The organism is Streptomyces sp. NPDC046712, from assembly GCF_040645695.1.
GTDB lineage: Bacteria > Actinomycetota > Actinomycetes > Streptomycetales > Streptomycetaceae > Streptomyces.
The window spans coordinates 189207-213702 of record NZ_JBEYYW010000011.1 but is presented as its reverse complement, the minus strand read 5'-3'; the positions used below and the strand labels follow the sequence as shown (position 1 = coordinate 213702).

26 protein-coding genes are annotated in these 24496 nt (G+C 71.8%); 9 read left to right on the top strand and 17 right to left on the bottom strand.

Translation table 11 applies throughout. From position 1 onward, the window contains the following. Positions 1-2 precede the first annotated feature (2 nt). The gene (locus ABZ939_RS17400; RefSeq protein ID WP_361855137.1) at positions 3-1475 is read right to left on the bottom strand and encodes a HAMP domain-containing sensor histidine kinase; all 1473 of its coding nucleotides are present in this window, start codon (positions 1473-1475) and stop codon (positions 3-5) included. Between the two features lie 8 nt (positions 1476-1483). After that, positions 1484-2161, bottom strand: coding sequence for a two-component system response regulator AfsQ1 (afsQ1, locus tag ABZ939_RS17395; RefSeq protein WP_175439295.1), 678 nt, complete (start codon positions 2159-2161; stop codon positions 1484-1486). Positions 2162-2320: 159 nt separating this feature from the next. On the opposite strand from afsQ1, the gene ABZ939_RS17390 reads away from it, so the two are divergent. Then, positions 2321-3046 carry a SigE family RNA polymerase sigma factor gene (locus ABZ939_RS17390; RefSeq protein WP_361855134.1) on the top strand — a complete coding sequence of 242 codons (726 nt, stop codon included), beginning with the start codon at positions 2321-2323 and terminating at the stop codon, positions 3044-3046. Between the two features lie 110 nt (positions 3047-3156). Here the strand turns inward: ABZ939_RS17390 and ABZ939_RS17385 are convergent, their stop codons facing one another. Beyond that, on the bottom strand, positions 3157-3852 hold the full coding sequence (locus ABZ939_RS17385; protein WP_361855131.1) for a hypothetical protein: 696 nt from the start codon (positions 3850-3852) through the stop codon (positions 3157-3159). Between the two features lie 54 nt (positions 3853-3906). On the opposite strand from ABZ939_RS17385, the gene ABZ939_RS17380 reads away from it, so the two are divergent. Further along, complete coding sequence (locus ABZ939_RS17380; RefSeq protein WP_361855129.1) at positions 3907-4299, top strand: hypothetical protein; 393 nt, start codon at positions 3907-3909, stop codon at positions 4297-4299. Here ABZ939_RS17380 and ABZ939_RS17375 read toward each other — a convergent pair. Next, entirely contained in the window at positions 4229-4642 is a 414-nt protein-coding gene (locus tag ABZ939_RS17375) for a hypothetical protein (RefSeq protein ID WP_361855126.1), read from the bottom strand. The genes ABZ939_RS17380 and ABZ939_RS17375 overlap by 71 nt on opposite strands. A gap of 123 nt (positions 4643-4765) precedes the next feature. On the opposite strand from ABZ939_RS17375, the gene ABZ939_RS17370 reads away from it, so the two are divergent. Then, positions 4766-5089: a LysR substrate-binding domain-containing protein gene (locus tag ABZ939_RS17370; RefSeq protein ID WP_361855123.1), complete on the top strand. Its 324-nt coding sequence runs from the start codon at positions 4766-4768 to the stop codon at positions 5087-5089. 77 nt (positions 5090-5166) lie between these two features. On the opposite strand, the gene ABZ939_RS17365 is transcribed toward ABZ939_RS17370, so the two are convergent. The 3 genes from ABZ939_RS17365 to deoC are packed head-to-tail and all read right to left on the bottom strand — an operon-like array spanning position 5167 to position 8445. Beyond that, positions 5167-6054, bottom strand: coding sequence for an aldehyde dehydrogenase family protein (locus ABZ939_RS17365; protein WP_361855120.1), 888 nt, complete (start codon positions 6052-6054; stop codon positions 5167-5169). After that, on the bottom strand, positions 6047-7483 hold the full coding sequence (locus ABZ939_RS17360; RefSeq protein WP_361855118.1) for an aldehyde dehydrogenase family protein: 1437 nt from the start codon (positions 7481-7483) through the stop codon (positions 6047-6049). Before ABZ939_RS17360 ends, ABZ939_RS17365 begins: the two co-directional genes overlap by 8 nt. Before the next feature lie 5 nt (positions 7484-7488). Next, positions 7489-8445 carry a deoxyribose-phosphate aldolase gene (gene deoC / locus ABZ939_RS17355; protein ID WP_361855115.1) on the bottom strand — a complete coding sequence of 319 codons (957 nt, stop codon included), beginning with the start codon at positions 8443-8445 and terminating at the stop codon, positions 7489-7491. A gap of 203 nt (positions 8446-8648) precedes the next feature. Here deoC and ABZ939_RS17350 point away from each other — a divergent pair, with 203 nt between their 5' ends. Then, entirely contained in the window at positions 8649-9287 is a 639-nt protein-coding gene (locus tag ABZ939_RS17350; RefSeq protein ID WP_361855112.1) for a PH domain-containing protein, read from the top strand. A gap of 16 nt (positions 9288-9303) precedes the next feature. Here the strand turns inward: ABZ939_RS17350 and ABZ939_RS17345 are convergent, their stop codons facing one another. The 4 genes from ABZ939_RS17345 to ABZ939_RS17330 all read right to left on the bottom strand — a co-directional run bounded on the left by ABZ939_RS17345 (position 9304) and on the right by ABZ939_RS17330 (position 13956). Next, positions 9304-10488 carry a hypothetical protein gene (locus ABZ939_RS17345; protein WP_361855110.1) on the bottom strand — a complete coding sequence of 395 codons (1185 nt, stop codon included), beginning with the start codon at positions 10486-10488 and terminating at the stop codon, positions 9304-9306. A gap of 186 nt (positions 10489-10674) precedes the next feature. Continuing rightward, complete coding sequence (locus ABZ939_RS17340) at positions 10675-12327, bottom strand: phospho-sugar mutase (protein WP_361855108.1); 1653 nt, start codon at positions 12325-12327, stop codon at positions 10675-10677. 146 nt (positions 12328-12473) lie between these two features. Continuing rightward, positions 12474-13277: a purine-nucleoside phosphorylase gene (locus tag ABZ939_RS17335; protein ID WP_361855106.1), complete on the bottom strand. Its 804-nt coding sequence runs from the start codon at positions 13275-13277 to the stop codon at positions 12474-12476. 241 nt (positions 13278-13518) lie between these two features. Then, the gene (locus ABZ939_RS17330; RefSeq protein WP_356885787.1) at positions 13519-13956 is read right to left on the bottom strand and encodes a gamma-glutamylcyclotransferase; all 438 of its coding nucleotides are present in this window, start codon (positions 13954-13956) and stop codon (positions 13519-13521) included. Between the two features lie 195 nt (positions 13957-14151). Between ABZ939_RS17330 and ABZ939_RS17325 the strand changes: the two genes are divergently transcribed. Both ABZ939_RS17325 and ABZ939_RS17320 read left to right on the top strand, forming a co-directional pair. Further along, positions 14152-15591, top strand: a complete 1440-nt coding sequence (locus ABZ939_RS17325; protein WP_361855102.1) for an NAD(P)H-quinone dehydrogenase — start codon at positions 14152-14154, stop codon at positions 15589-15591. A gap of 166 nt (positions 15592-15757) precedes the next feature. After that, complete coding sequence (locus ABZ939_RS17320) at positions 15758-16714, top strand: DeoR/GlpR family DNA-binding transcription regulator (protein WP_361855099.1); 957 nt, start codon at positions 15758-15760, stop codon at positions 16712-16714. A gap of 107 nt (positions 16715-16821) precedes the next feature. Here the strand turns inward: ABZ939_RS17320 and ABZ939_RS17315 are convergent, their stop codons facing one another. Together ABZ939_RS17315 and ABZ939_RS17310 are read right to left on the bottom strand one after the other, a co-directional pair. Continuing rightward, positions 16822-17367: a helix-turn-helix domain-containing protein gene (locus ABZ939_RS17315; protein ID WP_361855096.1), complete on the bottom strand. Its 546-nt coding sequence runs from the start codon at positions 17365-17367 to the stop codon at positions 16822-16824. An 85-nt stretch (positions 17368-17452) separates the two neighbouring features. Further along, positions 17453-19207: a biotin carboxylase N-terminal domain-containing protein gene (locus ABZ939_RS17310; RefSeq protein ID WP_361855093.1), complete on the bottom strand. Its 1755-nt coding sequence runs from the start codon at positions 19205-19207 to the stop codon at positions 17453-17455. 363 nt (positions 19208-19570) lie between these two features. Between ABZ939_RS17310 and ABZ939_RS17305 the strand changes: the two genes are divergently transcribed. Next, positions 19571-19996 carry a hypothetical protein gene (locus tag ABZ939_RS17305; RefSeq protein WP_361855090.1) on the top strand — a complete coding sequence of 142 codons (426 nt, stop codon included), beginning with the start codon at positions 19571-19573 and terminating at the stop codon, positions 19994-19996. A gap of 14 nt (positions 19997-20010) precedes the next feature. On the opposite strand, the gene ABZ939_RS17300 is transcribed toward ABZ939_RS17305, so the two are convergent. From ABZ939_RS17300 to ABZ939_RS17290, 3 genes are all read right to left on the bottom strand, one after another. Continuing rightward, the gene (locus tag ABZ939_RS17300; protein ID WP_361855087.1) at positions 20011-20616 is read right to left on the bottom strand and encodes a nucleoside triphosphate pyrophosphatase; all 606 of its coding nucleotides are present in this window, start codon (positions 20614-20616) and stop codon (positions 20011-20013) included. Between the two features lie 39 nt (positions 20617-20655). After that, complete coding sequence (locus tag ABZ939_RS17295) at positions 20656-20784, bottom strand: hypothetical protein (RefSeq protein ID WP_361855084.1); 129 nt, start codon at positions 20782-20784, stop codon at positions 20656-20658. 69 nt (positions 20785-20853) lie between these two features. After that, a complete protein-coding gene (locus ABZ939_RS17290; protein ID WP_361855081.1) occupies positions 20854-21492 on the bottom strand; it encodes a TetR/AcrR family transcriptional regulator in 639 nt (212 codons plus the stop codon). 70 nt (positions 21493-21562) lie between these two features. Here ABZ939_RS17290 and ABZ939_RS17285 point away from each other — a divergent pair, with 70 nt between their 5' ends. Continuing rightward, positions 21563-22921, top strand: a complete 1359-nt coding sequence (locus ABZ939_RS17285; RefSeq protein WP_361855078.1) for an MFS transporter — start codon at positions 21563-21565, stop codon at positions 22919-22921. A 42-nt stretch (positions 22922-22963) separates the two neighbouring features. Next, positions 22964-24208 (top strand): SGNH/GDSL hydrolase family protein, encoded by a 1245-nt coding sequence (locus ABZ939_RS17280; RefSeq protein ID WP_361855075.1) that lies wholly within the window; start codon positions 22964-22966, stop codon positions 24206-24208. A 72-nt stretch (positions 24209-24280) separates the two neighbouring features. On the opposite strand, the gene ABZ939_RS17275 is transcribed toward ABZ939_RS17280, so the two are convergent. Beyond that, positions 24281-24493 carry an acyl-CoA carboxylase subunit epsilon gene (locus tag ABZ939_RS17275; protein WP_361855072.1) on the bottom strand — a complete coding sequence of 71 codons (213 nt, stop codon included), beginning with the start codon at positions 24491-24493 and terminating at the stop codon, positions 24281-24283. Positions 24494-24496 lie beyond the last annotated feature (3 nt).

The window sequence follows — 24496 nt, the reverse complement described above, 5'->3', positions numbered from 1 at the left end:
TCTCAACTCTCCTCCACCCCGCCCTGCTCGCTGTCCTGCGGAAGGCGCAGGACGAACACCGCGCCGTCGCCGTCCGGCGAGTTCGCGGCGGTGATCGAACCACCGTGGATCAGCGCGTTCTCCATGGCGATCGACAGCCCCAGACCACTGCCCTCCGAGCGGGGCCGGGACGCGCTCGCCTTGTAGAAGCGGTCGAAGACATGCGGCAGGACCTCCTCGGGGATGCCCGGACCGTGGTCCCGTACCTCGACCACCAGCTCGCCGTCCTCCGTGCGGATCGCCACCCGCACCGGCGAACCGCCGTGTTTGAGGGCGTTGCCGATCAGGTTCGCCAGGATCACGTCGAGCCGGCGCGGATCGAGCCGCGCCATGATCCCGCGCTCGGCGTCCAGCTCCACGGCGTCCAGCCAGGCCCGGGCATCGATGCAGGCGGTGACCTGGTCGGCCACGTCCACGTCGTCGAGGACCAGCCGCGCGGTGCCCGCGTCGAAGCGGGTCACCTCCATCAGATTCTCCACCAGGTCGTTCAGCCGCCGCGTCTCGCTCACCACGAGCGCCACGGCCGGCGCGATCATCGGGTCGAGGGAGTCCTGCTCGTCCTCCAGGACCTCCGTGACGGCCGTCAGGGCGGTCAGCGGAGTACGCAGCTCGTGGGACATGTCCGCGACGAAGCGACGGCTGGACTCCTCCCGCGCGCTCATGTCGTCGACCTTCTTCTGCAGGGACTCCGCCGCGCTGTTGAACGTCCGTGACAGATCGGCCAGTTCGTCCGTGCCGGAGACCCGCAGCCGGGTGTCGAGCTTCCCCTCGCCCAGCCGGCGAGCCGCCTCACCGAGCCGGTGCACCGGCCGCAGGACGGTCGTGGCGGCGGCCTGCGCGAGCAGCGCGGAGCCGACCAGCGCGAGCGCGGTCGCGATCCCCAGGGACCAGGCGAGCGAGTTCAGATCCGCCCGCTCGGCGTCCAGGGACTTGAACATGTAGCCGGTGGGCCCGCCGCCGTCGATCTTCGTCCCGCCGACCAGGTACGGGGTCTGGCCGCGCTGCGTGCGCTGCCAGAACAGGTGGTACGGATGGGCGTTGCCCTCGCCGACCGGCCGCTCGGTGTCCACCGCCACCTGCAGGGAGGCCGGTACGTCCGCCAGGGTGAAGGTGTCCGGGTTCGAGGCCCCGATGATCGGCTTGCCGGCCGCCCGCTCACCGAGCAGCAGCACGCTGTAGCCGGTGCTGCCGTCCGCCATCTGCTCGGCCGTACGCCGCAGGTCCTCCTCGGTGGGGTGCAGCGGCAGCGTCGCGGCCCGGTTCTGCATCTCCTGCCGGAAGTCGTTCAGCGCGCCGTCCTGGGTGCGGGTCAGCACCGCCTCGCGGTTCAGCCAGTACGCGATCCCGGAGGCCGACACGGCGGCCGTGAGCGCGACCAGGGCGAAGACGACGACCAGGCGCAGGCGCAGGCTGGTGAAGCGCAGTCCCGCGAACATCCCTCTTCTCACGCAGGGACGTCCAGTCGGTAGCCGACGCCGCGCACGGTACGGATCAGGGTCGGCGAGGACGGCACGTCCTCCACCTTGGCGCGCAGCCGCTGGACGCAGGCGTCGACCAGACGCGAGTCGCCCAGGTAGTCGTGCTCCCACACCAGGCGCAGCAACTGCTGGCGGGACAGAGCCTGTCCGGGCCGCCGGCTCAGCTCCAGGAGCAGCCGCAGCTCGGTCGGCGTGAGCTGCAGATCCTCCCCGTTCTTCGTCACCGTCATCGCGGAACGGTCGATGACGAGAGAGCCGAACGTCGCCGAGTCGGTGGACTCCCGCTCCCCGCGCCGCAGTACGGCCCGGATCCGGGCGTCGAGGACCCGCCCCTGGACCGGCTTGACGACGTAGTCGTCCGCCCCGGACTCCAGACCGACGACCACATCGATGTCGTCGCTGCGCGCGGTCAGCAGGATGATCGGCAGCTGGTCGGTGCGCCGGATGCGCCGGCACACCTCGAAGCCGTCGATCCCGGGCAGCATGACGTCCAGGACGACAAGGTCAGGACGCTGCTCGCGGAGCAGTTTGAGGCCGTCCTCGCCCGTCGCCGCGGTGGCCACTCGGTGGCCCTGGCGTGACAGGGAGAGTTCGAGGGCCGTGCGGATGGCGTCGTCGTCCTCGATCAGCAACAGGAAAGGCACGGACGCCATTCTGTCCCATGAGGCCATCGGAGTTCGACTGTGCGGTGGCACAGGCCCCTGTGACACGGCTGTGACAGTCGGCGGACACCGCGATGAAGTGGGCCGGGCAAGCTTCTTGGCACACGGACAGAACACACTCCAATCGACGGGGGGCGCGAAATGAACGCACTGCACAGCACCACCTCAAGCGCAGTTGTCACGCGTCTCCACGATGTCGTCGTGCGGAGCCCGGAGAAGTCCGGCGCGGTGAACGGGCGGGGGTGCGTTCGCAGCGTCGGGCGTCAGCACAAGGCGCCGTACATGGTCGCCGTGGCTGACGGGGGAGCGGCGTACGGGGAGGTCAAGGGGGAGCGGCAGTCGCTGTCGGAGGCGGAGTTCACCGCCTACGTACAGGAGCGCCGTGCCTCCCTGTACGCCACCGCCTACCACCTGACCGGTGACCGGTTCGAGGCCGAGGACCTGCTCCAGAGCGCGCTGTTCTCGACGTACCGCGCCTGGGACCGGATCAGCGACAAGGCGGCGGTGGGTGGCTACCTGCGCCGCACCATGACGAACCTGCACATCAGCGCGTGGCGTCGGCGCAAGCTCAACGAGTACCCGACCGAGGAGCTGCCGGAGACGGCGGGCGACACGGACGCGATGCGGGGCACCGAACTGCGCGCGGTTCTCTGGCAGGCGCTGGCCCGTCTGCCGGAGCTCCAGCGCACGATGCTGGTGCTGCGCTACTACGAGGGTCGTACGGATCCGGAGATCGCGGAGATCCTGGACATCAGTGTCGGCACGGTGAAGTCGAGCATCTGGCGCTCCCTGCGCCGGCTGCGCGAGGACGAGGTCCTGAGCTTCGGCCGTGACGAGGAGGAGTCCTTCGGCGAGCTGGTGGCCTGAAGGTCGGGGGGGCAACGGGGGAAACACGGGGGACCGTACGGGGGTACGGGGGAAAGGGCGCGGGTCGGACAAGCCGGGGGGGCTTGTACGGCCCGCGTCGCGTTGCCGTGTCAGCGAACGGCCGGCGTGCGGTGACGGCCCGCCGCCGCGGCGGCGAGGCGTCCCAGGGCCTCGTCCTTCGCGCAGGGGTGGGCGCCCAGCTCCGTCTGGCGGGCCACGATGGAGCGCTCGGAGCGCATCAGCCGCCAGCCGCGGCGCAGCAGGAACGGGACCGACTTGCGGCCCTCCTTGAGATCGCGGACGAGCCGGCGGCGGAACGTCGTCGAGGGCCGGCCGCGCAGACACAGCGCGTCGGCGAGCACGCCGAGCTCCTGGCAGCGCTCCACGATCTCCGCCGCGAAGATCCCCTCCGCCACGAACAGCGGGGTCCGCCCGATGTCCAGGGCGTCGTGGTCCACGCGCGAGCTGGTGGCCAGGTCGTACACGGGAACGTCCGTACGTCCCGTACGGCACAGCTCCACGATCGCCGCGACGGCGGCGTCCGCGTCCCAGGAGAGCGGGGAGTCCCAGTCGATGTCGGCGCTGCCCGCGACCAGCGGGAGCGTCGGGTCGTCACCCTCCTTGTAGAAGTCGTCGAGGCGCAGCACCGGGAGGCCGGTGACGGCGGCGAGGGACGACTTGCCGGAACCTGAGGGGCCCGCGAGCAGGACGACACGGGTCGGGATCGGTTGGGAACTCACGGGACACCAGTGTGAAGCATTCCCCCGGGCAGGGGACCCCCGAGGGAGGGGGTTGGTATCGAGCATCACACCTCAACTACGCTCGGTGTCTCCGCGATTACTCAACGCTGAAGGACTCTCATGGCGCGTCACAAGCAATCCAGGACCTCCCGCCGCGGCGCCCTGCTGAAGGCCGGTCTCACCGCGACGGCGGCGGGAGCGGCGGTGCTCGGCATGGGCGCCGCGGCGGCGCAGGCGGCGGGCCCGCTGCCGCTGCCGGTCGACGCGCTGGCCGGCAGCGACGCGGTCGCGGCCCTCGGGGCCACCGGCCACGCCGTCGGCCCGCTGACCAGCCTTCAGCTCGACCCGCTGGCGAACACCGGGGTCGACCCGCTGGACAACGGGGTCGGCACCCAGGTCGCCGACTTCCAGCCCGTGGGCACGAACCTGGTGACGGACCACGTCACGAAGGGCGGGGCGCTGGACGATCTGCCGCTGGTCGGTGAGGTGACGGGGATGCTTCCGGCGAACTAGCGCCCTTGGGCTCGGTCCGCAGGGGGATCTCCCGTACGAACCAGGCCGCGGCGAAGGCGAGTGCGGCCGGCACGGCCGTTCCCAGGAGCACCCCGTGCAGCCCGCTCGTCACCGCCGCCGCGAAGCTCTCCCGCACGGACGCGGGCAGCGCCCGCAGCTGCGCGGGGGTCAGTCGGGTGTCCGCGCCGGCGAGGCGGGCGGTGAAGACGGCACCGAGCATCGCGACGCCGAGCGAGCCGCCGATCGTCCGGACGAGGGAGGCGGCGCCGCTCGCCGCGCCCATGTCGCGCGGATCCGCGCTGTTCGTGGTGATGAGCGGGGTCGACTGCATCAGGAATCCCATGCCCGCACCGATCACCGCTGACCGACGAGGAGTTCGCCCTGCCGGCCTCGCCCCAGGTGAGCCGCCGGCATTCCGGAGGGCGCGCTCGCGGCGGACGGGCCGCGGGTCCTGGCGAAGCTTCCGATGATCGCCTACGCGGAGACCCTGCCCATCATCCGCCGCTACTGGCGCACGGTGTTCGACGCCCCGCCGCCCAGCCCGCCCGCCGTCGTCGTCCCCGACCTGCGCGCGGTGATAGCGGCGGTGACGTCGTCGGCGGGGATCTCGGTCCTCCCGACGTACCTGTGCACGGCCGAACTCGACGCGGGGGCACTGATCCATCTCGTGGAACCGGAGATCCCGCCGATCAACACCCTCTACCTCGCCACCCGTTCCGGCACTCTCTCGGAGCCACGCCTCGCCGAACTCCACGAGCTCCTGGTGCGGGAGGCCAGGGGGTGGACGTGAGGCGGGAAGCGCGAAGGCCTCCGGCGCGGTGAGCGCCGGAGGCCTTCACCGCACCGGAGGCCTTCGCCTCGTACCTCTCAGTACGCGGAGCCGCTCGCGCCCAGGGAACCCGTCGGGTGCCAGACCGTCTTGGTCTCCAGGAAGGCCGTCATCCGTTCCGTGCCCGGGGACTCCGTGAAGTCCACGATGCGCGGGCGCAGGACGCGCTTGAGGTTGTCCGCCGCCGCGATCTCCAGCTCGCGCGCCAGATCGGCGTCCGCGCCCGTCAGGTCGATCGCGTTGACGTCCTGGTGGGCCGCCAGGTGCGGGCCCATCTCCGAGGCCTTGCCGGAAAGGATGTTGACGACACCGCCCGGCAGGTCGGAGGTGGCGAGCACCTCGCCCAGGGACAGGGCCGGCAGCGGCGCCTTCTCCGAGGCGATCACCACGACCGTGTTGCCGGTCGCGATCACCGGGGCGACGACCGAGACCAGGCCCAGGAAGGACGAGTCCTGCGGGGCGACGACGGTCACGACACCGGTCGGCTCGGGGGTCGACAGGTTGAAGAACGGGCCCGCGACCGGGTTCGCCCCGCCCACGATCTGGCCGATCTTGTCCGTCCAGCCCGCGTACCAGACCCAGCGGTCGATCGCCGCTTCCACGACGGCACCCGCCTTGGACTTCGACAGACCCTCCGCGTCCGCCACCTCGGCGACGAACTGGTCCCGGCGGCCCTCCAGCATCTCGGCGATGCGGTAGAGGATCTGCCCGCGGTTGTACGCCGTGGCACCCGACCAGCCGCCGAACGCCTTGCGCGCCGCGACGACCGCGTCACGGGCGTCCTTGCGGGAGGAGAGCGGCGCGTTCGCCAGCCACTTGCCCTTGGAGTCGGTCACCTCGTACACCCGGCCGCTTTCGGAGCGGGGGAACTTGCCCCCGACGTACAGCTTGTAGGTCTTGAAGACACTCAGTCGCGCATCAGACATCGAGGTAGGCCTCCAGACCGTGGCGACCGCCCTCGCGGCCGAAGCCCGACTCCTTGTAGCCGCCGAAGGGCGAGGTCGGGTCGAACTTGTTGAACGTGTTGGCCCAGACGACACCCGCGCGGAGCTTGGAGGCCACGGCCAGGATGCGCGAGCCCTTCTCCGTCCAGATGCCGGCCGACAGGCCGTACTGGCTGTTGTTGGCCTTGGCGACCGCCTCGTCCGGCGTACGGAACGTCAGCACGGACAGGACCGGGCCGAAGATCTCGTCGCGGGCGACGGTGTGCGCCTGAGTGACGTTCGTGAAGAGCGTCGGGGCGAACCAGTAGCCGGCGGACGGGAGCTCGCAGGCGGGGGACCAGCGCTCGGCGCCCTCCGACTCACCCTTCTCCACCAGCGCGTTGATACGGGACAGCTGCTCGGCCGAGTTGATCGCGCCGATGTCCGTGTTCTTGTCCAGCGGGTCGCCCAGGCGCAGGGTGGAGAGCCGCCGCTTCAGGCTGTCGAGCAGCTCGTCCTGGACGGACTCCTGGACGAGGAGGCGCGAGCCCGCGCAGCAGACCTGGCCCTGGTTGAAGAAGATGCCGTTGACGATGCCCTCGACGGCCTGGTCGATGGGCGCGTCGTCGAAGACGATGTTGGCGCCCTTGCCGCCCAGCTCCAGGGTGACCTTCTTGTGCGTACCGGCGATCGAGCGCGCGATGGACTTGCCGACCGCGGTCGAGCCGGTGAAGGCGACCTTGTTCACATCCGGGTGCTCGACCAGCGAGGCGCCCGTCTCCCCGTAACCGGGGAGGATGTTGACGACACCCTTCGGGAGGCCCGCCTGGCGGCAGATGTCCGCGAAGAACAGGGCGGAGAGCGGGGTCGTCTCGGCGGGCTTCAGGACGACCGTGTTGCCGGTCGCGAGCGCCGGGGCGATCTTCCACGCCAGCATCAGCAGCGGGAAGTTCCACGGGATGACCTGGCCGGCCACGCCCAGCGGGCGCGGGTTCGCGCCGTAGCCCGCGTGGTCGAGCTTGTCGGCCCAGCCCGCGTAGTAGAAGAAATGCGCGGCGACCAGCGGGAGGTCCGCGTCGCGGGTCTCCTTGATCGGCTTGCCGTTGTCCAGGGTCTCCAGGACGGCCAGCTCACGGCTGCGTTCCTGGATGATCCGGGCGATGCGGAAGAGGTACTTGGCGCGCTCGGAGCCGGGCAGCGCCGACCACTTCTCGAACGCCTTGCGTGCCGCCTTCACCGCGCGGTCGACGTCCTCGGCGCCCGCCTGGGCGACCTCGGCGAGGACCTCCTCGGTGGCGGGGGAGACGGTCTTGAAGACCTTGCCGTCGGCCGCGTCGACGAACTCGCCGTCGATGAACAGGCCGTACGAAGGGGCGATGTCGACGACGGACCGGGACTCGGGCGCCGGTGCGTACTCGAATACAGATGCCATGATGATCAGTCCACCGTCACGTAATCGGGGCCGGAGTAGCGGCCGGTCGCCAGCTTCTGACGCTGCATGAGCAGGTCGTTGAGCAGGCTGGAGGCGCCGAAGCGGAACCAGTGGTTGTCCAGCCAGTCCTCGCCGACGGTCTCGTTGACCAGGACCAGGAACTTGATCGCTTCCTTGGTGTTACGGATGCCGCCCGCCGGCTTCACACCGATCTGGACACCGGTCTGCGCGCGGTAGTCACGCACGGCCTCCAGCATCAGCAGCGTGTTGGCGGGGGTGGCGTTGACCGCGACCTTGCCGGTCGAGGTCTTGATGAAGTCCGCGCCCGCCATCATGCCGAGCCAGGAGGCGCGGCGGATGTTGTCGTACGTGGATAGCTCGCCGGTCTCGAAGATGACCTTGAGCCGGGCCTCGCCGGAGGCCTCCTTCACGGCCCGGATCTCCTCGTAGACCTTCATGTAGTTCCCCGCGAGGAAGGCCCCGCGGTCGATCACCATGTCGATCTCGTCGGCCCCGGCGGCGACGGCGTCCCGGGTGTCCGCGAGCTTCACGGGGAGCGCGGCGCGGCCGGCCGGGAAGGCGGTGGCGACGGAGGCGACCTTGACGCCGGAGCCCTTCAGGGCCTCCTTCGCCGTGGCCACCATGTCGGGGTAGACACAGACCGCGGCGGTCGTCGGGGTCGTGCGGTCGGACGGATCGGGGTTGACGGCCTTGGCGGCGAGCGCCCGGACCTTGCCCGGGGTGTCCGCGCCTTCGAGCGTCGTCAGGTCGATCATGGAGATGGCCAGGTCGATGGCGTACGCCTTGGCCGTGGTCTTGATCGAGCGGGTGCCGAGGGACGCGGCGCGCGCCTCCAGGCCGACGGCGTCGACGCCGGGCAGCCCGTGGAGGAAGCGGCGCAGCGCACTGTCGGACGCGGTCACGTCGGCAAATGCGGGTGCTGCGGATGCAGTGGTGGGCATGGTCACCAGTCGAGCATATCTACGCGCGTAGCGACCTGTACAGCCCCGGGGTTTCGGAAGCGGTCCACGAGGACCGTGCGAGGCCGCTCCCGCGGCCCGAACCGACGGGCTGCCTCCGCTCGAACCGGCTCGCCTCCTCCGCCCGGACCGGCCCGCTCCGTCCGCCCGAGCCCGCCCGCGGCCCGTGAGGCAGAATCGGCACCATGACGACCCAGCCCCCGCAGCAGCCCGCCGAGCCGACCTACGCCGACCGCGTCTTCCGGTCGTCCATGGGCATCGCGGGCGGTGTCCTGCTGCTCGGACTGACCGCGTGGTTCTGCGGTGACGCGATGATCCGCGGGGAGGGGCGCACGCCGTGGGTCGCCCTGGCGGGTCTGCTGTTCGTCGTGCCGCTCGTCGTGGCGTTCACGATCCGGCCCGCGGTCTTCGCGAACGACGACCGGCTCCGGATCCGCAACCCCTTCCGCTCCATCCTCCTGCCCTGGGCCGCGGTCGCCGACGTCCGCGCCGGGTACTCCAGCGAGGTGCTGACCCGGGCCGGGGCGAAGTACCAGCTCTGGGCCATCCCCGTCTCGCTGCGCCAGCGCAAGCGGGCGGCCCGCCGTCAGGCGCGTGCCGCCCAGGACGACCCGCACGGCCGCACCTCGATCCACGCGAACGTGAACGACCGGGACCGCCTCGCCCCGGCCGACCAGACGGTCGCCGACCTGCGCGAGCTCGCCGAGCGCTGCGCCTCCCGACCGGGCGCCCAGGGAGAGCCGCAGGTGCGCTGGGCGTACGAGATCGCCGCGCCGTCGGTGGCCGGGCTCGTCCTGCTGATCGTCCTGCTCGCCACCGGCTGAGGACGCACGGGCCGCCTCACGGCGGGCCCGACCAGACCAGGAGCATGTAACCGCCCAGCCACGCCGAGGACAGCACCGCCCCCGTGAGCACCAGGGCGGCCACATGGCGGCGGGCCCGGCACACCGCGAGCGCGAGCGGCAGCAGCAGCGGGAAGCCGGGCAGCAGGAAGCGGGCGCGGGGGAAGTACACGCCCCCGCTGCCCAGGACCACGAGCAGCAGCACCCCCGTGAGGACGAGCAGCGGCAGCGGCTGGCGGTCGGCCAGGCAGAGCAGGAACAGCAGCACGGACCCGATCAGCACGAGCGAGACGACGACCAGGAAGAGCTGCGGGGTCCGGTCGTAGACGAAGAGCTCGCGCAGGGTCCGCGCGGTCAGAGCCCCGCCGTCCCACGCGTTGGTCCACAGCCGCTGGACGGCGAAGTAGCCGTCCCAGCGGCCCAGCCGCAGCCCCACCCACCCCACGAAGCCGAGCCAGCCCAGCGGGGCCACCAGGGCGGCCGCCAGGGCGGTCCGGCTGCCGCGCCGGGCGGCGAGCAGGCCCGCCACGGTCACCGCCGCCGCGACCGCGATCCCGGTCGGCCGGGTGAGCCCCGCGGCTACCGCGAGACCGGCCGCCCAGGCCCACCGGCCGTCCAGGACCGCGTACAGCGCCCAGGCGGTGAGCGCGGTGAACAGCGACTCGGTGTAGCCCATCCACTGGACGGCGGCGACCGGCGTCGCGCCCCACAACACCGCGAGGACCGTGCCCACCCGGCGCCCGTGCAGCCGGTCGCCCACGGCGAAGATCCCCCAGGCGGCGATCAGCGAGCAGACCCCCGCGACGACCAGGCCGACGGAGGCGCGCGAGCCCGGGGTGACGGCCGCGAACGCCTTGATCAGGGCGGGGTAGAGCGGGAAGAACGCCAGGTTGTTGTGGTAGATCCGGGTGCCGAGCTCCTGCTGGTACCCGTCGTCGGCGATCCCCAGGTACCACTCGGAGTCCCAGGACGTGGCCAGCGTCGGCCACACGCCGTGGCCCTTGAGATGCGCCCAGCGGGCGAGCACCAGAAGCCCCAGGAGCCGTACCACCAGATAGCCGAGCAGCGCCGGGGCCGCGTGGCGCAGTCTGCCGCGCACCCGCTCGGGAAGACGCTCGCCGCCCGGGGACGGAGGCCGCCGGGAAGCGGGAACGGTCGGTCGGACGGTCAGGACCGGGGGCACTGCGGCGACTCCAGGGAGGCTCGGCGGGCTACCGGGTCACCCTGGCCCGGACCCCCTGGTCGCGGGACGTGCCTTGGGACAACTGCCGTACCGAATTCACCCGTACGGGAACGGCGCGGGGCCCGTACGGAACCGATTCCGCACGGGCCCCGCGAGGAGAGCCGAGGAGAGCCGCGGAGCAGACGCTCAGAGACCGGCCGCGTCCGACAGGTCCCGCTTGATCGCGGAGAGGATCTCCGCGCCCTTCGCACGGGCCGCCGTGAGCTCGCTCGCGTCGGCGACCGGGACCACGACCTCCAGGTAGCACTTGAGCTTGGGCTCCGTGCCGGACGGGCGGACGATGACCCGGGCCTTGTAGTCGCCCTCCAGGTAGTAGCGCAGACCGTCCGTCGGGGGCAGCGACTCCGTGCCCTTCGTCAGGTCCTCCGCCGTCGTGACCGTCAGGCCCGCGAGCCGGACGGGAGGCCGCTCGCGCAGCGCGCTCATCGCGTTCGCGATGATGCTCAGGTCCTCGACCCGCACCGACAGCTGGTCCGTGGCGTGCAGCCCGTGTGCCACCGCCAGGTCGTCGAGGAGGTCGGTGAGCGTACGGTCGCGCTCCTTGAGCTCCGAGGCGAGCTCGGCGACGAGCAGCGCGGCCGTGATGCCGTCCTTGTCGCGGACGCCCTCGGGGTCGACGCAGTAGCCCAGCGCCTCCTCGTAGCCGTACCGCAGGCCGTCCACGCGGGCGATCCACTTGAAGCCGGTCAGCGTCTCCTCGTGGCCGACGCCCGCCGCCTCGGCGATCCGGCCGAGCAGCGAGGAGGACACGATCGACTCGGCGAACACACCCCGCGCGCCCTTGTGCACCAGGTGCGCGGCGAGCAGCGAGCCCACCTCGTCACCGCGCAGCATCCGCCAGCCGCCCTCGACCGACGGGTCGGGCACGGCCACGGCGCAGCGGTCGGCGTCCGGGTCGTTGGCGATCACGATGTCGGGGTCCACGGCGCGGGCCGCCTCGAAGGCGAGGTCCATCGCGCCCGGCTCCTCCGGGTTCGGGAAGGCGACGGTCGGGAACGCCGGGTCGGGCTCGGCCTGCTCGGCGACGAGCGCGGGCGGCGGGAAGCCGGCGCGGGCGAAGGCGGCGGTCAGGACGTCCTTGCCGACGCCGTGCATGGCCGTGTAGACGGTCCGCACGGTGCGGGGGGAGCCGGGGGTCAGGACAGCGTCCGTGCGGGCCAGGTAGGCGTCCAGGACCTCGTCGCCGAGGGTCTCCCAGCCGTCGTCCGGCCGCGGTACGTCGTTCAGCGAACGCACGGCGTCGATCTCGGCGGCGATCTCCGCGTCCGCGGGCGGCACGATCTGCGAGCCGTCGCCCAGGTAGACCTTGTAGCCGTTGTCGCGCGGCGGGTTGTGGCTCGCGGTGACCTCGACACCGGCGACGGCGCCCAGGTGCCTTATGGCGTACGCGAGGACGGGCGTCGGCAGCGGGCGGGGGAGCAGGGCCGCGCGCAGTCCGGCACCGGTCATCACGGCGGCGGTGTCGCGGGCGAAGTCGGCCGACTTGTAGCGGGCGTCGTAGCCGATGACGACGAGGCCACCGGTCTGCCCCTTCGCCTTGAGGTACGCGGCGAGGCCGGCGGCGGCCCGGATGACGACCGAGCGGTTCATCCGCATGGGCCCTGCGCCGAGCTCGCCGCGCAGTCCGGCCGTACCGAACTGCAGCGTGCCGGCGAACCGGGCGGCGAGCTCGTCGGTCGCACCGGCCTCGATGAGCTTGGCGAGCTCCTCGCGGGTCTCACTGTCGGGATCCTCGGCGAGCCAGGCCTGGGCCTTGGCGAGGAGGTCGTCCTGCGTCACGGTGTGTGCCTTTCGGGTACGGGCGGGAGGGTGCGGGGCGGTGGGCGGTGCCGCTGCGCGGAGCCTTCCCCCGCCCCGCCCCTTCCCGAAACTGGGGGCAGGCCCCCGGACCCCCGTACGGGGTCCGGGGCGGAGTCCCCGTCCTGTCAGATGCGGTCGAGGACCCGGGTGAGCAGCTCGCCCATGCGCGCCGCCGAGTCGCGGCCCGCCTGGAGGACCTCCTCGTGGTTCAGCGGCTCGCCCGACAGGCCCGCCGCCAGGTTCGTGACCAGGGAGATGCCCAGGACCTCGGCGCCCGCCTCGCGGGCCGCGATGGCCTCCAGGACGGTGGACATGCCGACCAGGTCGCCGCCCATGACGCGGACCATGTTGATCTCGGCCGGGGTCTCGTAGTGCGGCCCGGGGAACTGCACGTAGACGCCCTCTTCGAGGGTCTCGTCGACCTCCTTGCACAGCGCGCGCAGCCGCGGCGAGTACAGGTCGGTGAGGTCCACGAAGTTCGCGCCGACGATCGGCGAGGCGCCCGTCAGGTTGAGGTGGTCGCTGATCAGGACCGGCTGGCCGGGGCGCATGCCCTCGCGCAGGCCACCGCAGCCGTTGGTCAGTACGACGGTCTTGCAGCCGGCGGCGACGGCGGTGCGCACACCGTGGGCGACGGAGGCGACGCCCCGGCCCTCGTAGAAGTGCGTACGGCCCAGGAAGACCAGCGCGCGCTTCGCGCCGATCTTGTACGAGCGGACCTTGCCGCCGTGTCCCTCGACGGCCGGCGGCGGGAAGCCGGGAAGCTCGGTCACGGGGAACTCGGCCTCCGGAGCGCCGAGCGCGTCGACGGCCGGCGCCCAGCCGGAGCCCATGACGAGGGCGACGTCGTGGTTCTCGACTCCGGTCAGCTCGCGAAGACGCGCGGCAGCGGCCTCGGCGGCCTCGTACGGGGTGGCAGTTGCGTTCACTGACTCTCTCGCCTCGGGGAGGGGGGTCCGAGGGAGGAGCCCCGGACGGATTTCATACGCGCAGAAGCCTAGCCCGAGAATGCCTACGCGCGTAGATGACGATGCTGACGGACATGCGATCGTTGTCTTGTCGTTTCCGACGAATGGCGTAGCGGGAGTGGCCCGAGACCTTCCGCCAGGCCGATACGGCGGCGAACCGGGGCCGACCGCCCGCGCGGGGAGCAACCGCCGCGTGACATAGCTAGCACGGCCGCTTGCGCAGCTCCATCACGTAGTCGTGCGGCGCGCCCGCCGACTCGGCCGCGTCCGCGATCTCGCCGAGGTAGCGCGCCGAGGGCAGCCCGCCCTCGTACGCGTTCAGGACGTACACCCATGCCGGCTCCTCGCCGTCCAGGGTGTGCACCCGGACCCGCATCCGGCGGTAGATGTCGAGGCCGACGCCCTCCCAGCGGTCCATCGAGTCCTCGTCCATCGGAGCGATGTCGTACAGCGCGACGAAAACCTGGGAACGCGGTGCCTCGACGATCGTCGCCAGCGCGCCCTCCCAGCCCATCTGCTCGCCGCCGAAGGTCAGCCGCCAGCCGTTGAGCCAGCCCGTGCCGCGCAGCGGGGAATGCGGGGCGCGGCGGGTCATGAGCCGCGCGTCGAGGTTGCCGGCGTACGCGGCGTAGAGCGACATGGGGTCGAGGGTACGGGAGGGAGAGGCCGCACGCGGAAGTCCGTGGTGGGGGCCGTATGGAGGCCCCGGCGCGAGACAGCCCCCGGCGTACGGGACAATGGGGTACGCACTTGAAGCGTGCGGGACAATGGCGTACGCACTGCAGCCCCAGCGGGGGGAACCCCGGCAGAACGAGAGCGCGAGGCGTAGATCCCAGTGACCCGGATCGTGATCATCGGCGGCGGACCCGGCGGATACGAGGCGGCCCTGGTGGGCGCCCAACTCGGCGCGGAGGTGACCGTCGTCGACTGCGACGGCCTGGGCGGCGCGTCCGTCCTGACCGACTGCGTCCCCTCGAAGACCCTCATCGCGACGGCCGAGGTGATGACGACCTTCGACTCCTCGTACGAGGAGCTGGGCATCATCGTCGCGGACGACACGCCGCACATCGAGCAGGCCGCCCGGGTCGTCGGTGTCGACCTCGGCAAGGTCAACCGCCGGGTGAAGCGCCTCGCGCTCGCCCAGTCGCACGACATCACCGCCTCCGTCACCCGGGCCGGCGCCCGCGTCCTGCGCGGCCGCGGCCGGCTCTCGGGCCGCCAGGCCGTGGACGGCTCCCGCCAGGTGATCGTGACCTCCGCCGACGGCTCGGAGGAGTCGCTGACCGCCGACGCCGTGCTGATCGCGACCGGCGGCCACCCGCGCGAGCTGCCCGACGCCCAGCCCGACGGCGAGCGGATCCTGAACTGGACCCAGGTCTACGACCTCAAGGAGCTCCCCGAGGAGCTCATCGTGGTCGGCTCGGGTGTGACGGGTGCCGAGTTCGCCGGCGCGTACCAGGCGCTGGGCTCGCGGGTGACCCTGGTGTCGAGCCGTGACCGCGTGCTGCCGGGCGAGGACCCGGACGCGGCGGCGGTCCTCGAGGACGTCTTCCGCCGTCGCGGCATGAACGTCATGGCCCGCTCGCGCGCCGAGTCCGTCAAGCGCGTCGGCGACCGGGTCGAGGTCACCCTGGCCGACGGCCGGGTCATCTCCGGCAGCCACTGCCTCATGGCCGTCGGCGCGATCCCGAATTCGGCCGGAATGGGTCTGGAGGAGGCCGGGGTCAAGCTCAAGGACTCGGGCCACATCTGGACGGACAAGGTCTCCCGTACCTCCGCGCCGGGCGTGTACGCCGCCGGTGACGTCACCGGCGTCTTCGCGCTCGCCTCGGTGGCGGCGATGCAGGGCCGGATCGCGATGTACCACTTCCTCGGCGACGCGGTGGCCCCGCTCAACCTGAAGACGGTCTCCTCGAACGTCTTCACCGACCCGGAGATCGCCACCGTCGGCTTCACGCAGGCGGACGTGGACGCCGGGAAGATCGACGCCCGCGTCGTCAAGCTGCCGCTGCTGCGCAACCCGCGCGCCAAGATGCAGGGCATCCGGGACGGCTTCGTCAAGATCTTCTGCCGTCCGGGCACGGGAATCGTGGTCGGCGGCTGTGTCGTGGCCCCGAAGGCGAGCGAGCTGATCCACCCCATCTCGATCGCGGTCGACAACAATCTGACGGTCGAACAGATCGCAAACGCTTTCACCGTGTACCCCTCGCTGTCGGGCTCGATCGCGGAAGTGGCACGGCAGTTGCACACCCGAAAGGCGACGGGCGAGGGCTGATCCGCCCTCCCGCCTGGGAACATCTGGACAACCCCCGGCAAGGCGGGGCATAGGACGATCAACGGCGGGGCCTCTCATACCACTTGGGGGCCCCGTCTGTGTGCATCTTCTGCAATTCGGCGCATAGTGCTGAAAAGTATCGGCCGGTCAGGTTACTGTCAGTTTCGTGTTCGCTGCAGAACGTCGTCAGTTGATCCTCGAAATGGTGCGCGCCAATGGAGCCGTGTCGCTCCGTGAGCTCGCCCGCGTCGTCCAGACCTCAGAAGTGACCGTACGGCGAGACGTGCGGGCACTGGAGGCAGAAGGACTCCTCGACCGCCGGCACGGCGGTGCGGTACTGCCGGGCGGCTTCACGCGAGAGTCCGGCTTCCCGCAGAAATCCCATCTCGCGACCGCCGAGAAGACGGCCATCGCCGATGTCGCCGCGAGCCTCGTCGAAGAGGGCGAGGCCATCGTCGTCGGTGCCGGGACGACCACACAGGAGCTGGCCCGCCGCCTCGCCCGCGTGCCCGGTCTGACCGTGGTCACCAACTCCCTGCTCGTCGCCCAGGCGCTCGCCCACGCCAACCGGGTCGAGGTCGTCATGACCGGCGGCACGCTGCGTGGCTCGAACTACGCGCTGGTGGGCAGCGGGGCAGAGCAGTCCCTCCAGGGGCTGCGGGTCTCCCGCGCCTTCCTCTCCGGCAGTGGTCTGACCGCCGAGCGCGGCCTGTCCACCTCCAACATGCTCTCCGCGAGCGTGGACCGGGCGCTGGTGCAGGCTGCGGCGGAGGTCGTGGTGCTGGCCGATCACACCAAGCTCGGCACCGACACCATGTTCCAGACGGTGCCGACCGACGTGATCACCCGGCTGGTCACCGACGAGCCGCCGGCGCACGACGACCGGGCCGCCACGGAGCTCCAGGCGCTGGCCGATCAGGGCGTGCAGATCGCCGTGGCGGGGACGGGAGCGGGTGGTGAATCCGTCCCCCCGGGCGGCGGCCGCCCTCGCCGTGACGTTCCGCTCCCCGGCCAGCGGGCCCGGCACCAGCCCGGGCAGTTCCGGGGCGGTGCCGCCTCGTTGGCGAACGACGTGCTTCAGCCGGAGCGGACGGCCCGGGTCGCGGACATGCGCCGGCGCTGAGGTCTCCCTCTCTGCGGGCGGCGACCCGTGCGGGCGGTGACGCGTTGCCGCCCACCGGCGCGTGCTGAAGGGCCCTCCCCCAGGGGCCCGGCCGTCTCCTCCCGGGCTCAGCTCTTCATGCCCCGCAGGGTCAGCGCGAGCAGCCGGTCCGGCAACTCCTCGTCGTCCGGGTTCTGTTCGGCGGCCAGCGCGATCGCCTGGGTGAGCTGCATCAGATCGCCGATCGACACATCGGCGCGGACCGCACCGGCCTCCTGGGCCCGGCCCAGCAGGATCTCACCCGCCGCGCGCAGCGGTACGTTGCACTGCGCGAGCGCCGAACTCTCGTCCCGCGAGGCCGACATGAGCGCCCGGGCGAACCCCCGGTACTCGCCCGCGTGGGCGATCAGGGTGCGCAGCCACTGCACGAGCGCCGGGCACGGTTCCTCCGCCGCCGCGAGCTCACGGCCCCGCTGGAGCAGCGCGGCCAGGGCCTCCTGGAAGACGGCGTTCACCAGCGCGTCGCGGGTGGGGAAGTGCCGGTAGAGCGTGCCGATGCCGACCCCCGCGCGGCGGGCGACATCCTCGAGCGAGGCGTCCGTACCGTGCGCGGCGAAGGCGGCGCGGGCCTCGGTCAGCAGCCGCTCGTGATTGCGGCGCGCGTCGGCGCGCATGGGGGCTCCTCGGTTCGGCGAAGGGCCCGCAGGCGGTGTGCCTGCGGGCCCTTCCCAGCGTACAAACGGCAGGTGCCGTCGGTCGTCAGTCCTTGATCTCGCAGATCGCGGCGCCCGAGGAGATCGAGGCGCCGATCTCGGCGGACAGGCCCTTGACGGTGCCGGAGCGGTGCGCGTTGAGCGGCTGCTCCATCTTCATGGCCTCCAGGACGACGATCAGATCGCCCTCCTTGACCTCCTGGCCCTCCTCCACGGCCACCTTCACGATGGTGCCCTGCATGGGGGAGGCGAGGGTGTCGCCGGAGGCCGTCGGGCCGGACTTCTTCGCGGCGCGGCGCTTCGGCTTGGCGCCGGCGGCCAGGCCCGTACGGGCCAGGGACATGCCGAGCGAGGACGGGAGCGAGACCTCCAGGCGCTTGCCGCCGACCTCGACCACGATCGTCTCGCGGCCGGCCTCGTCCTCCTCCGCGTCGGCACCGGCCGGCGCGAAGGGCTTGATCTCGTTGACGAACTCGGTCTCGATCCACCGGGTGTGGACGCGGAACGGGTCCGCGGTGAAGGCGGGGTCGACGACCACGGCCTGGTGGAACGGGATGGCCGTGGCCATGCCCTCCACCTTGAACTCGGCCAGCGCGCGGGCGGCACGCTGGAGCGCCTGCTCGCGGGTGGCGCCGGTGACGATCAGCTTGGCCAGGAGCGAGTCCCAGGCCGGGCCGATGACCGAGCCGGACTCGACGCCGGCGTCCAGGCGGACACCGGGACCGGTCGGCGCGGAGAAGGTGGTGACGGTGCCGGGCGCGGGCAGGAAGTTACGGCCCGGGTCCTCGCCGTTGATGCGGAACTCGAAGGAGTGACCGCGCACGGCCGGGTCGTCGTAGCCCAGCTCCTCGCCGTCGGCGATCCGGAACATCTCGCGGACCAGGTCGATGCCGGTGACCTCTTCGGTGACCGGGTGCTCGACCTGGAGGCGGGTGTTGACCTCCAGGAAGGAGATCGTGCCGTCGACGCCGACCAGGAACTCGACCGTGCCGGCGCCGACGTAGCCGGCCTCCTTCAGGATCGCCTTCGAGGCGGCGTACAGCTCGGCGTTCTGCGCCTCGGAGAGGAACGGCGCGGGCGCCTCCTCGACGAGCTTCTGGTGGCGGCGCTGGAGCGAGCAGTCACGGGTGGAGACGACGACCACGTTGCCGTGGGAGTCGGCCAGGCACTGGGTCTCGACGTGCCGCGGCTTGTCGAGGTAGCGCTCGACGAAGCACTCGCCGCGGCCGAAGGCGGCGACGGCCTCGCGGACGGCGGAGTCGTAGAGCTCCGGCACCTCTTCGAGGGTGCGGGCGACCTTCAGACCACGACCGCCACCACCGAAGGCGGCCTTGATCGCGATCGGCAGGCCGTGCTCCTGGGCGAAGGCGACGACCTCGTCGGCGCCGGAGACCGGGTCGGGCGTGCCCGCGACGAGCGGGGCGCCCGCGCGCTGGGCGATGTGACGGGCCGCCACCTTGTCGCCGAGGTCACGGATGGCCTGCGGCGGCGGGCCGATCCAGGTCAGACCGGCGTCGAGCACGGCCTGGGCGAACTCGGCGTTCTCGGAAAGGAACCCGTAGCCGGGGTGGATCGCGTCCGCGCCCGAGTCCTTCGCCGCCTGCAGCACCTTGGCCATGTCCAGATAGCTGGCGGCCGGGGTGTCACCGCCCAGAGCGAACGCCTCGTCGGCCGCGCGGACGTGCAGAGCGTCCCGGTCCGGGTCGGCGTAGACGGCTACGCTGGCGATCCCGGCATCCCGGCAAGCACGGGCGACACGGACAGCGATTTCGCCACGGTTGGCGATGAGCACCTTGCGCACGATGACTCCCTCCTTGAAACAAGCTGAGTTTAGGGACTGCCGACACGGCACTTCGACCCGTCCCCAGTGGTGAGCTTGCCCACACGGAGCGTGATACGAGGCTTGCTCGGGTCGTGAAATCCCTTGTCGTACCACGGTACGCAGGGATCCTTTACGGCACAGTAGCTCCGAGGTGTGGCACAGGTCTCTGTTCAGGCGGCCAGTCGCCGATCAGGTTTCTTTGTGGAGTCCCTACGAATGGCGCAATGATTCTTTGCCGCCGCATCCGTCCGCACGGACCCTTGTCCCGGGGTTTACCCGGCAGTAGCCTTCGCGCTGTCATCCGTACTGCAGGTAACAGCCGTATCCAGGGGGGTGGCCCAGGTGGCCCGAAGACCGATAGCTCTTGTGACGGCGGCGGTGCTGTTCCTGGAGGCGCCGGGGATCGTCGCGCTCAACGCCGTCATGGCGCGGTTCGTCGAGGCCCAGTCGATGTCCCTCGACGGCCTCGACCCGGACCACATGGTGACCGGCACATGGGCCCTCGGCATCGTCTCCGGCGTGTTGCTCGCGCTCTGCGCCACCGTCGCCCTGATCACCGGCATCCGCGACAGGCGTCCCGGGCGCGCCGGCCGGGCCCTGCTCATCGGCTGCGCCGTCGTGCACGGGGTGCTCGGCGCGGTGACGATCGGTCTGATCGGATGGGGCGCCTTCGCGTTCATGACCGTGGTCCTCGGCCTGATCGTGCTGACCCTGGTGACGTACGGAAAGGGCGCCGACGCCCTGGAGGAGGCGGCGGCGCCCGCGTAGCGCCGGGCGGTCCCTCACGCCCACAGGTCGGTGATGGAGATCCCCAGCTTGCCGAGCAGGGTGCGCAGCAGGGGCAGCGACAGGCCGATCACATTGCCCGGGTCCCCGTCGATGCCGTCGATGAACGGCGCCGAGCGGCCGTCCAGCGTGAAGGCGCCCGCCACGTGCAGCGGTTCGCCGCTCGCCACGTACGCGGCGATCTCGGCGTCCGTCGGCTCGCCGAAGCGGACGAGGGTCGAGGCGGTCGCCGACTCGTACCGCTTGGCCGCCGTGTCGTACACGCAGTGACCCGTCTGGAGGATGCCCACCCGGCCGCGCATCGCCTTCCAGCGCGCGGTGGCCTCCTCGGCGTCGGCCGGCTTGCCCAGGGCCTGCTTGTCGAGCTCCAGGACGGAGTCGCAGCCGATCACCAGGGCACCGAAGGCCTCGGGACGGGCGGCCACATGGGCGGCCTTGGCCTCGGCGAGCGCGAGGGCGAGTTCGGCCGGGGTCGGCGCGTGCACCTTGTCCTCGTCGACGCCGCTCACGATCACCTCGGGGGCGAGTCCGGCCTGCCGCAGCAGTCCGAGACGGGCGGGCGAGGCGGAGGCGAGCACGACACGGCGGCGATCAGCAGTCATGAGGGAAGCGTAGCCAGTGCGGACGCTCTTCGGTCGCTCTCAGTGGACGCCGACCACGAACATCGCCACCACCATCGCCAGGGCCAGCAGGATGGACGCGCGGCGCAGCATGGCCTGCATGTCGCGCATCTCCTTCGGAGGCTCGTCGTTCGGGTCGGACCAGAGCATGTCCTGATCCTGCGGGCGGAACGGCCGGGGCGCCTGAGTACGCGTACTCAGGCGCCCCGTGCAACGGCCTCATGACGACCCGGTGAACACTCCGCCACCGGCCGCCGTCAGCGCGGCGCGGACGGCCCGCTCCGCGTCCTCGGGGCCCAGCGGCTCGCGCGTGATCATGAAGCGGTAGTAGAGCGGCGCCGAGACCGCGCGCAGCAGCTCGAGGCCGTCCGTGTCCGCCGGGACCTCGCCGCGGGCCACGCCGCGCTTCACCACCGGGGCCCACTCCTCCAGACGGGCCCGGTAGAAGCCGTTCAGCGCCTCGGCGCACTCCTCGTCGCAGGCCGCGGCCGCGATGACGGCACGGAAGACGGCACCCATCCGGGGGTCGGTGAGGGTCTTGGTGACGAGCGCGGCGTTGGCTCGCAGGTCGCCTGCCAGGGTGCCGGTGTCGGAGGCCGGCAGGGACTGCTCCGCCATGTCGCGCAGGAGGTCGGCGACGAGGCCGACGGGGGAGCCCCAGCGGCGGTAGACGGTCGTCTTGCCGACGCCCGCGCTCGCGGCGACGTGGTCCATGTTCAGCGCGTGGAAGCCCGCTTCCGCCAGGGCGTCCTCGGTCGCGTCGAGGACGGCCCGGCGCACCTTCGCGGTACGGCCCCCGGGGCGCACGGTGCCGGGCACAGCCGGCTGGCTCTCGGTCAAACGGGTCTCCTGTTCCATTAACGCCTTCGAGTCTGCTACGGTCGGGGACATCTTAACGGAACCTGAAACCCATTAAGGGGTCCCGGTCATGGTTGCCCTCGATGTCCCCGCCCAGCAGGCCGCCGCCCGTATGGACGGACGGATGCGACTCGTCCTCCTCGTCCTCCTCGTCGCCCAGTTCATGCTGGCCGTCGACTTCTCGATCCTGAACGTCGCACTGCCCGTCATCGGCGAAGGACTCGGCTTCACCCTGGGCAACCTCCAGTGGATCGCCACCGCCTTCGCCCTCGCCGCCGCCGGATTCACCCTCCTGCTCGGGCGTGTCGCCGACATCGTCGGACGCCGCCGCCTCTTCCTCGCCGGCATGGCGCTCCTCGGGATCTCCTCCCTCGTCGGCGGTCTCGCCACCGGCCCGGGGATGCTGATGGCCGCACGCGTCGCCCAGGGCCTCGCCACCGCCGCGGTCACCCCCGCCGGGCTCTCCCTGCTCACCTCCTCCTTCCCGGAAGGACCGCTGCGCGCCAAGGCGCTGGGCCTCAACGGCGCGCTCATGTCGGCCGGCTTCACCACCGGCGCCATCCTCGGCGGCGTCCTGACGGACCTGCTCTCCTGGCGCTGGGCCTTCTTCGTCAACGTGCCGGTCGCCGTCGCCGTCCTCCTCGTCGCGCCCGCCGTCCTGAAGGAGAGCCGCCCCGCCGTCCGCCCCCGCCTCGACATCCCCGGCGCGATCACCGTCACCGGCGGACTCCTCGCCCTCGTCCTCGGGCTCACCACCGAACCCCTGGCGCTCCCCCTCGGCGTCGCGCTGCTCGTCGCCTTCTGGTTCGTGGAGCGGCGGGCCGCCTCACCCCTCGTCCCCGTACGGATCCTCACGCGCCGCACCGTCGTCCAGGGCAACCTCGCCGGGCTCGTCGCCTTCGTCACCGAGACCTCGCTCGTCTTCCTGATGACGCTCTACCTCCAGGACGTCCTCGGCTTCTCGCCGCTCGCCGCCGGGCTGACGTTCGGCGTCCTCGGCGCGGGCACGGTCCTCGGCGGGGTGTACGCGCCCCGGTTCATCGGCCGCCGCGGCGCCCGGGCCGCCCTCGTCGCAGGCGGGCTCCTCCAGGCCGCCGCCACCCTCTCCCTGTACGCACTCGGCGACGACCGGGGTTGGCTCTGGCTGCTGCTCGCCGGCACCTTCGCCGGCGGCGTCGGCAACATGCTCGCCATCGTCGGCTTCATGGTCACCGCGACCTCAGGACTGCCCGACTCCGAGCAGGGGATGGCGACGGGGCTCGCCACCATGACCCAGCAGATCGGCATCACCATGGGCACGCCGATCATGAGCGCCGTCGTGGTCACCTCCACCACGGTCCTCGACGGCATCGGCCTCGCGGTCCTCGTCAACGCCGCGATCGTCCTGGCCGGAGCGCTCGCCGCGGGCCTCTTCCCGCGCCGCTCCTGAACCTTCCTGATCCCTCGTCACCCCTACCCGAAGGACCACGCCATGAAGAAGCTCCTCGCCCCGCTGCTCGCCGCCGCCCTCGGCCTCACCCTGCTCTCCGGCACGCAGGCCGGCGCCCGCCCCACCCCGGCCCCGCCGTGGCACGCCGCCTGGGGCGCCGCCCCGCAGCTCCCCTCGACCGGCTTCACCGGCAACTGGTCCCAGGAAGGCTTCTCGCGCCAGACCCTCCGTCAGGTCGTCCGCGTCACCGAGGACGGCGAGCGGGTCCGGATCCGGCTCTCGAACGCCTACGGGACCTCACCCCTGGCCGTCACCGGCGCCACCGTCGCCCGTACCGACACCGGCGCGGCCGTCGAACCCGGCTCGGTGCGCCACCTCACCTTCGGCGGCAAGCGGTCGGTCTCCGTCCCCGCCCACGGCGAACTGCGCAGCGACCCGGCCCCGCTCCACCTGGGACGCCTGGAGTCGGTGACCGTCACGCTCTACCTCGCCGGAACGACCGGGCCCGCCACCTTCCACTCCCAGGCGTGGGCCGACAGCTACCGAGCCGAGGGCGACCACCGCGCCGACACCGGCGGCAGCGCCTTCACCGCCCGCAGCCAGTCCTGGTACTACCTCAGCGGTGTCGAGGTCAGCGGCGGAACCCCGTCCCGGAAGGGCGCGGTGGTGCTGTTCGGCGACTCCATCACCGACAGTTTCGGCTCCACCCCGAACGCGAACCGCCGATACTCCGACGCGCTCGCCGAACGCATCGACCGCCCCGTCGTGAACTCCGGCATCGGCGGCAACCTGGTTCTCAACGACTCGGCCTGGTACGGCGAACGCGCCACCGCCCGGTTCCACCGCGACGCCCTCGACCAGCCCGGCGTCACCACCGTCGCCCTGCTCCAGGGCCTCAACGACATCGGCTACAGCGAGGCCGCGCTGAAGCCCGTGCCCCAGCCCACCTACAAGCCCTCACCCGTCGTCACCTCGGCCGAGATCATCGCCGCCTACCGCCGGCTGATCGACGCCGCGCACGACCGTGGGGTACGGGTCGTCGGCTCGACCCTGCTGCCCTTCAAGGACACCAGCCACTGGGGCCCGACCGCCGAGCGGACCAGCGCGGAGGTCAACGACTGGATCCGCACCTCGGGCGAGTTCGACGCGGTCGTCGACTTCGCGCGGCTCCTCGCCGACCCGAAGGACCCGAAGGCGCTGAACCCGGCGTACGCGTACGCGGACCGGCTGCACCCCGACGACGCCGGATACCGGGTGATGGCCGAGGCGGTCGCCCCTCTCGTCTGACCCGGGACGCACGAAGGCCGGACCTCCCGCACAAGAGGTCCGGCCTTCCGGATGCAGTGCCGGGCCGAGCGGTTACGCCGGCCAGTAGGAGCGGGCCCAGGAGCGCGGACCCGGCCTGTGCCGTACCTCGCGCGCGATCCGTGAGGGGTCCGACCAGCCCTCGGGAACCACCGGGCCGCCGCCGGCCGCGGACGCCGCCGCCGTCGCCGCGGCCCGGGCCTGGACCACCGCCAGTGCGGCGGCCAGCTCCTCCGGGGTCGGGTTTCCTCGTACGACCTTGATCACAGC

Coding starts and splice junctions, on each gene's coding strand:
- ABZ939_RS17385 (WP_361855131.1), bottom strand. CDS start 3,852: ATGCTCGATACCAACCCCCTCCCTCGGGGGTCCCCTGCCCGGGGGAAT.
- ABZ939_RS17285 (WP_361855078.1), top strand. CDS start 21,563: ATGGTTGCCCTCGATGTCCCCGCCCAGCAGGCCGCCGCCCGTATGGAC.
- ABZ939_RS17330 (WP_356885787.1), bottom strand. CDS start 13,956: ATGTCGCTCTACGCCGCGTACGCCGGCAACCTCGACGCGCGGCTCATG.
- ABZ939_RS17300 (WP_361855087.1), bottom strand. CDS start 20,616: ATGACTGCTGATCGCCGCCGTGTCGTGCTCGCCTCCGCCTCGCCCGCC.
- ABZ939_RS17390 (WP_361855134.1), top strand. CDS start 2,321: ATGAACGCACTGCACAGCACCACCTCAAGCGCAGTTGTCACGCGTCTC.
- ABZ939_RS17375 (WP_361855126.1), bottom strand. CDS start 4,642: ATGGGATTCCTGATGCAGTCGACCCCGCTCATCACCACGAACAGCGCG.
- ABZ939_RS17290 (WP_361855081.1), bottom strand. CDS start 21,492: ATGGAACAGGAGACCCGTTTGACCGAGAGCCAGCCGGCTGTGCCCGGC.
- ABZ939_RS17280 (WP_361855075.1), top strand. CDS start 22,964: ATGAAGAAGCTCCTCGCCCCGCTGCTCGCCGCCGCCCTCGGCCTCACC.
- ABZ939_RS17360 (WP_361855118.1), bottom strand. CDS start 7,483: ATGGCATCTGTATTCGAGTACGCACCGGCGCCCGAGTCCCGGTCCGTC.
- ABZ939_RS17315 (WP_361855096.1), bottom strand. CDS start 17,367: ATGCGCGCCGACGCGCGCCGCAATCACGAGCGGCTGCTGACCGAGGCC.
- ABZ939_RS17350 (WP_361855112.1), top strand. CDS start 8,649: ATGACGACCCAGCCCCCGCAGCAGCCCGCCGAGCCGACCTACGCCGAC.
- ABZ939_RS17295 (WP_361855084.1), bottom strand. CDS start 20,784: ATGCTCTGGTCCGACCCGAACGACGAGCCTCCGAAGGAGATGCGCGAC.
- ABZ939_RS17380 (WP_361855129.1), top strand. CDS start 3,907: ATGGCGCGTCACAAGCAATCCAGGACCTCCCGCCGCGGCGCCCTGCTG.
- ABZ939_RS17400 (WP_361855137.1), bottom strand. CDS start 1,475: ATGTTCGCGGGACTGCGCTTCACCAGCCTGCGCCTGCGCCTGGTCGTC.
- ABZ939_RS17370 (WP_361855123.1), top strand. CDS start 4,766: ATGATCGCCTACGCGGAGACCCTGCCCATCATCCGCCGCTACTGGCGC.
- deoC (WP_361855115.1), bottom strand. CDS start 8,445: ATGCCCACCACTGCATCCGCAGCACCCGCATTTGCCGACGTGACCGCG.
- ABZ939_RS17365 (WP_361855120.1), bottom strand. CDS start 6,054: ATGTCTGATGCGCGACTGAGTGTCTTCAAGACCTACAAGCTGTACGTC.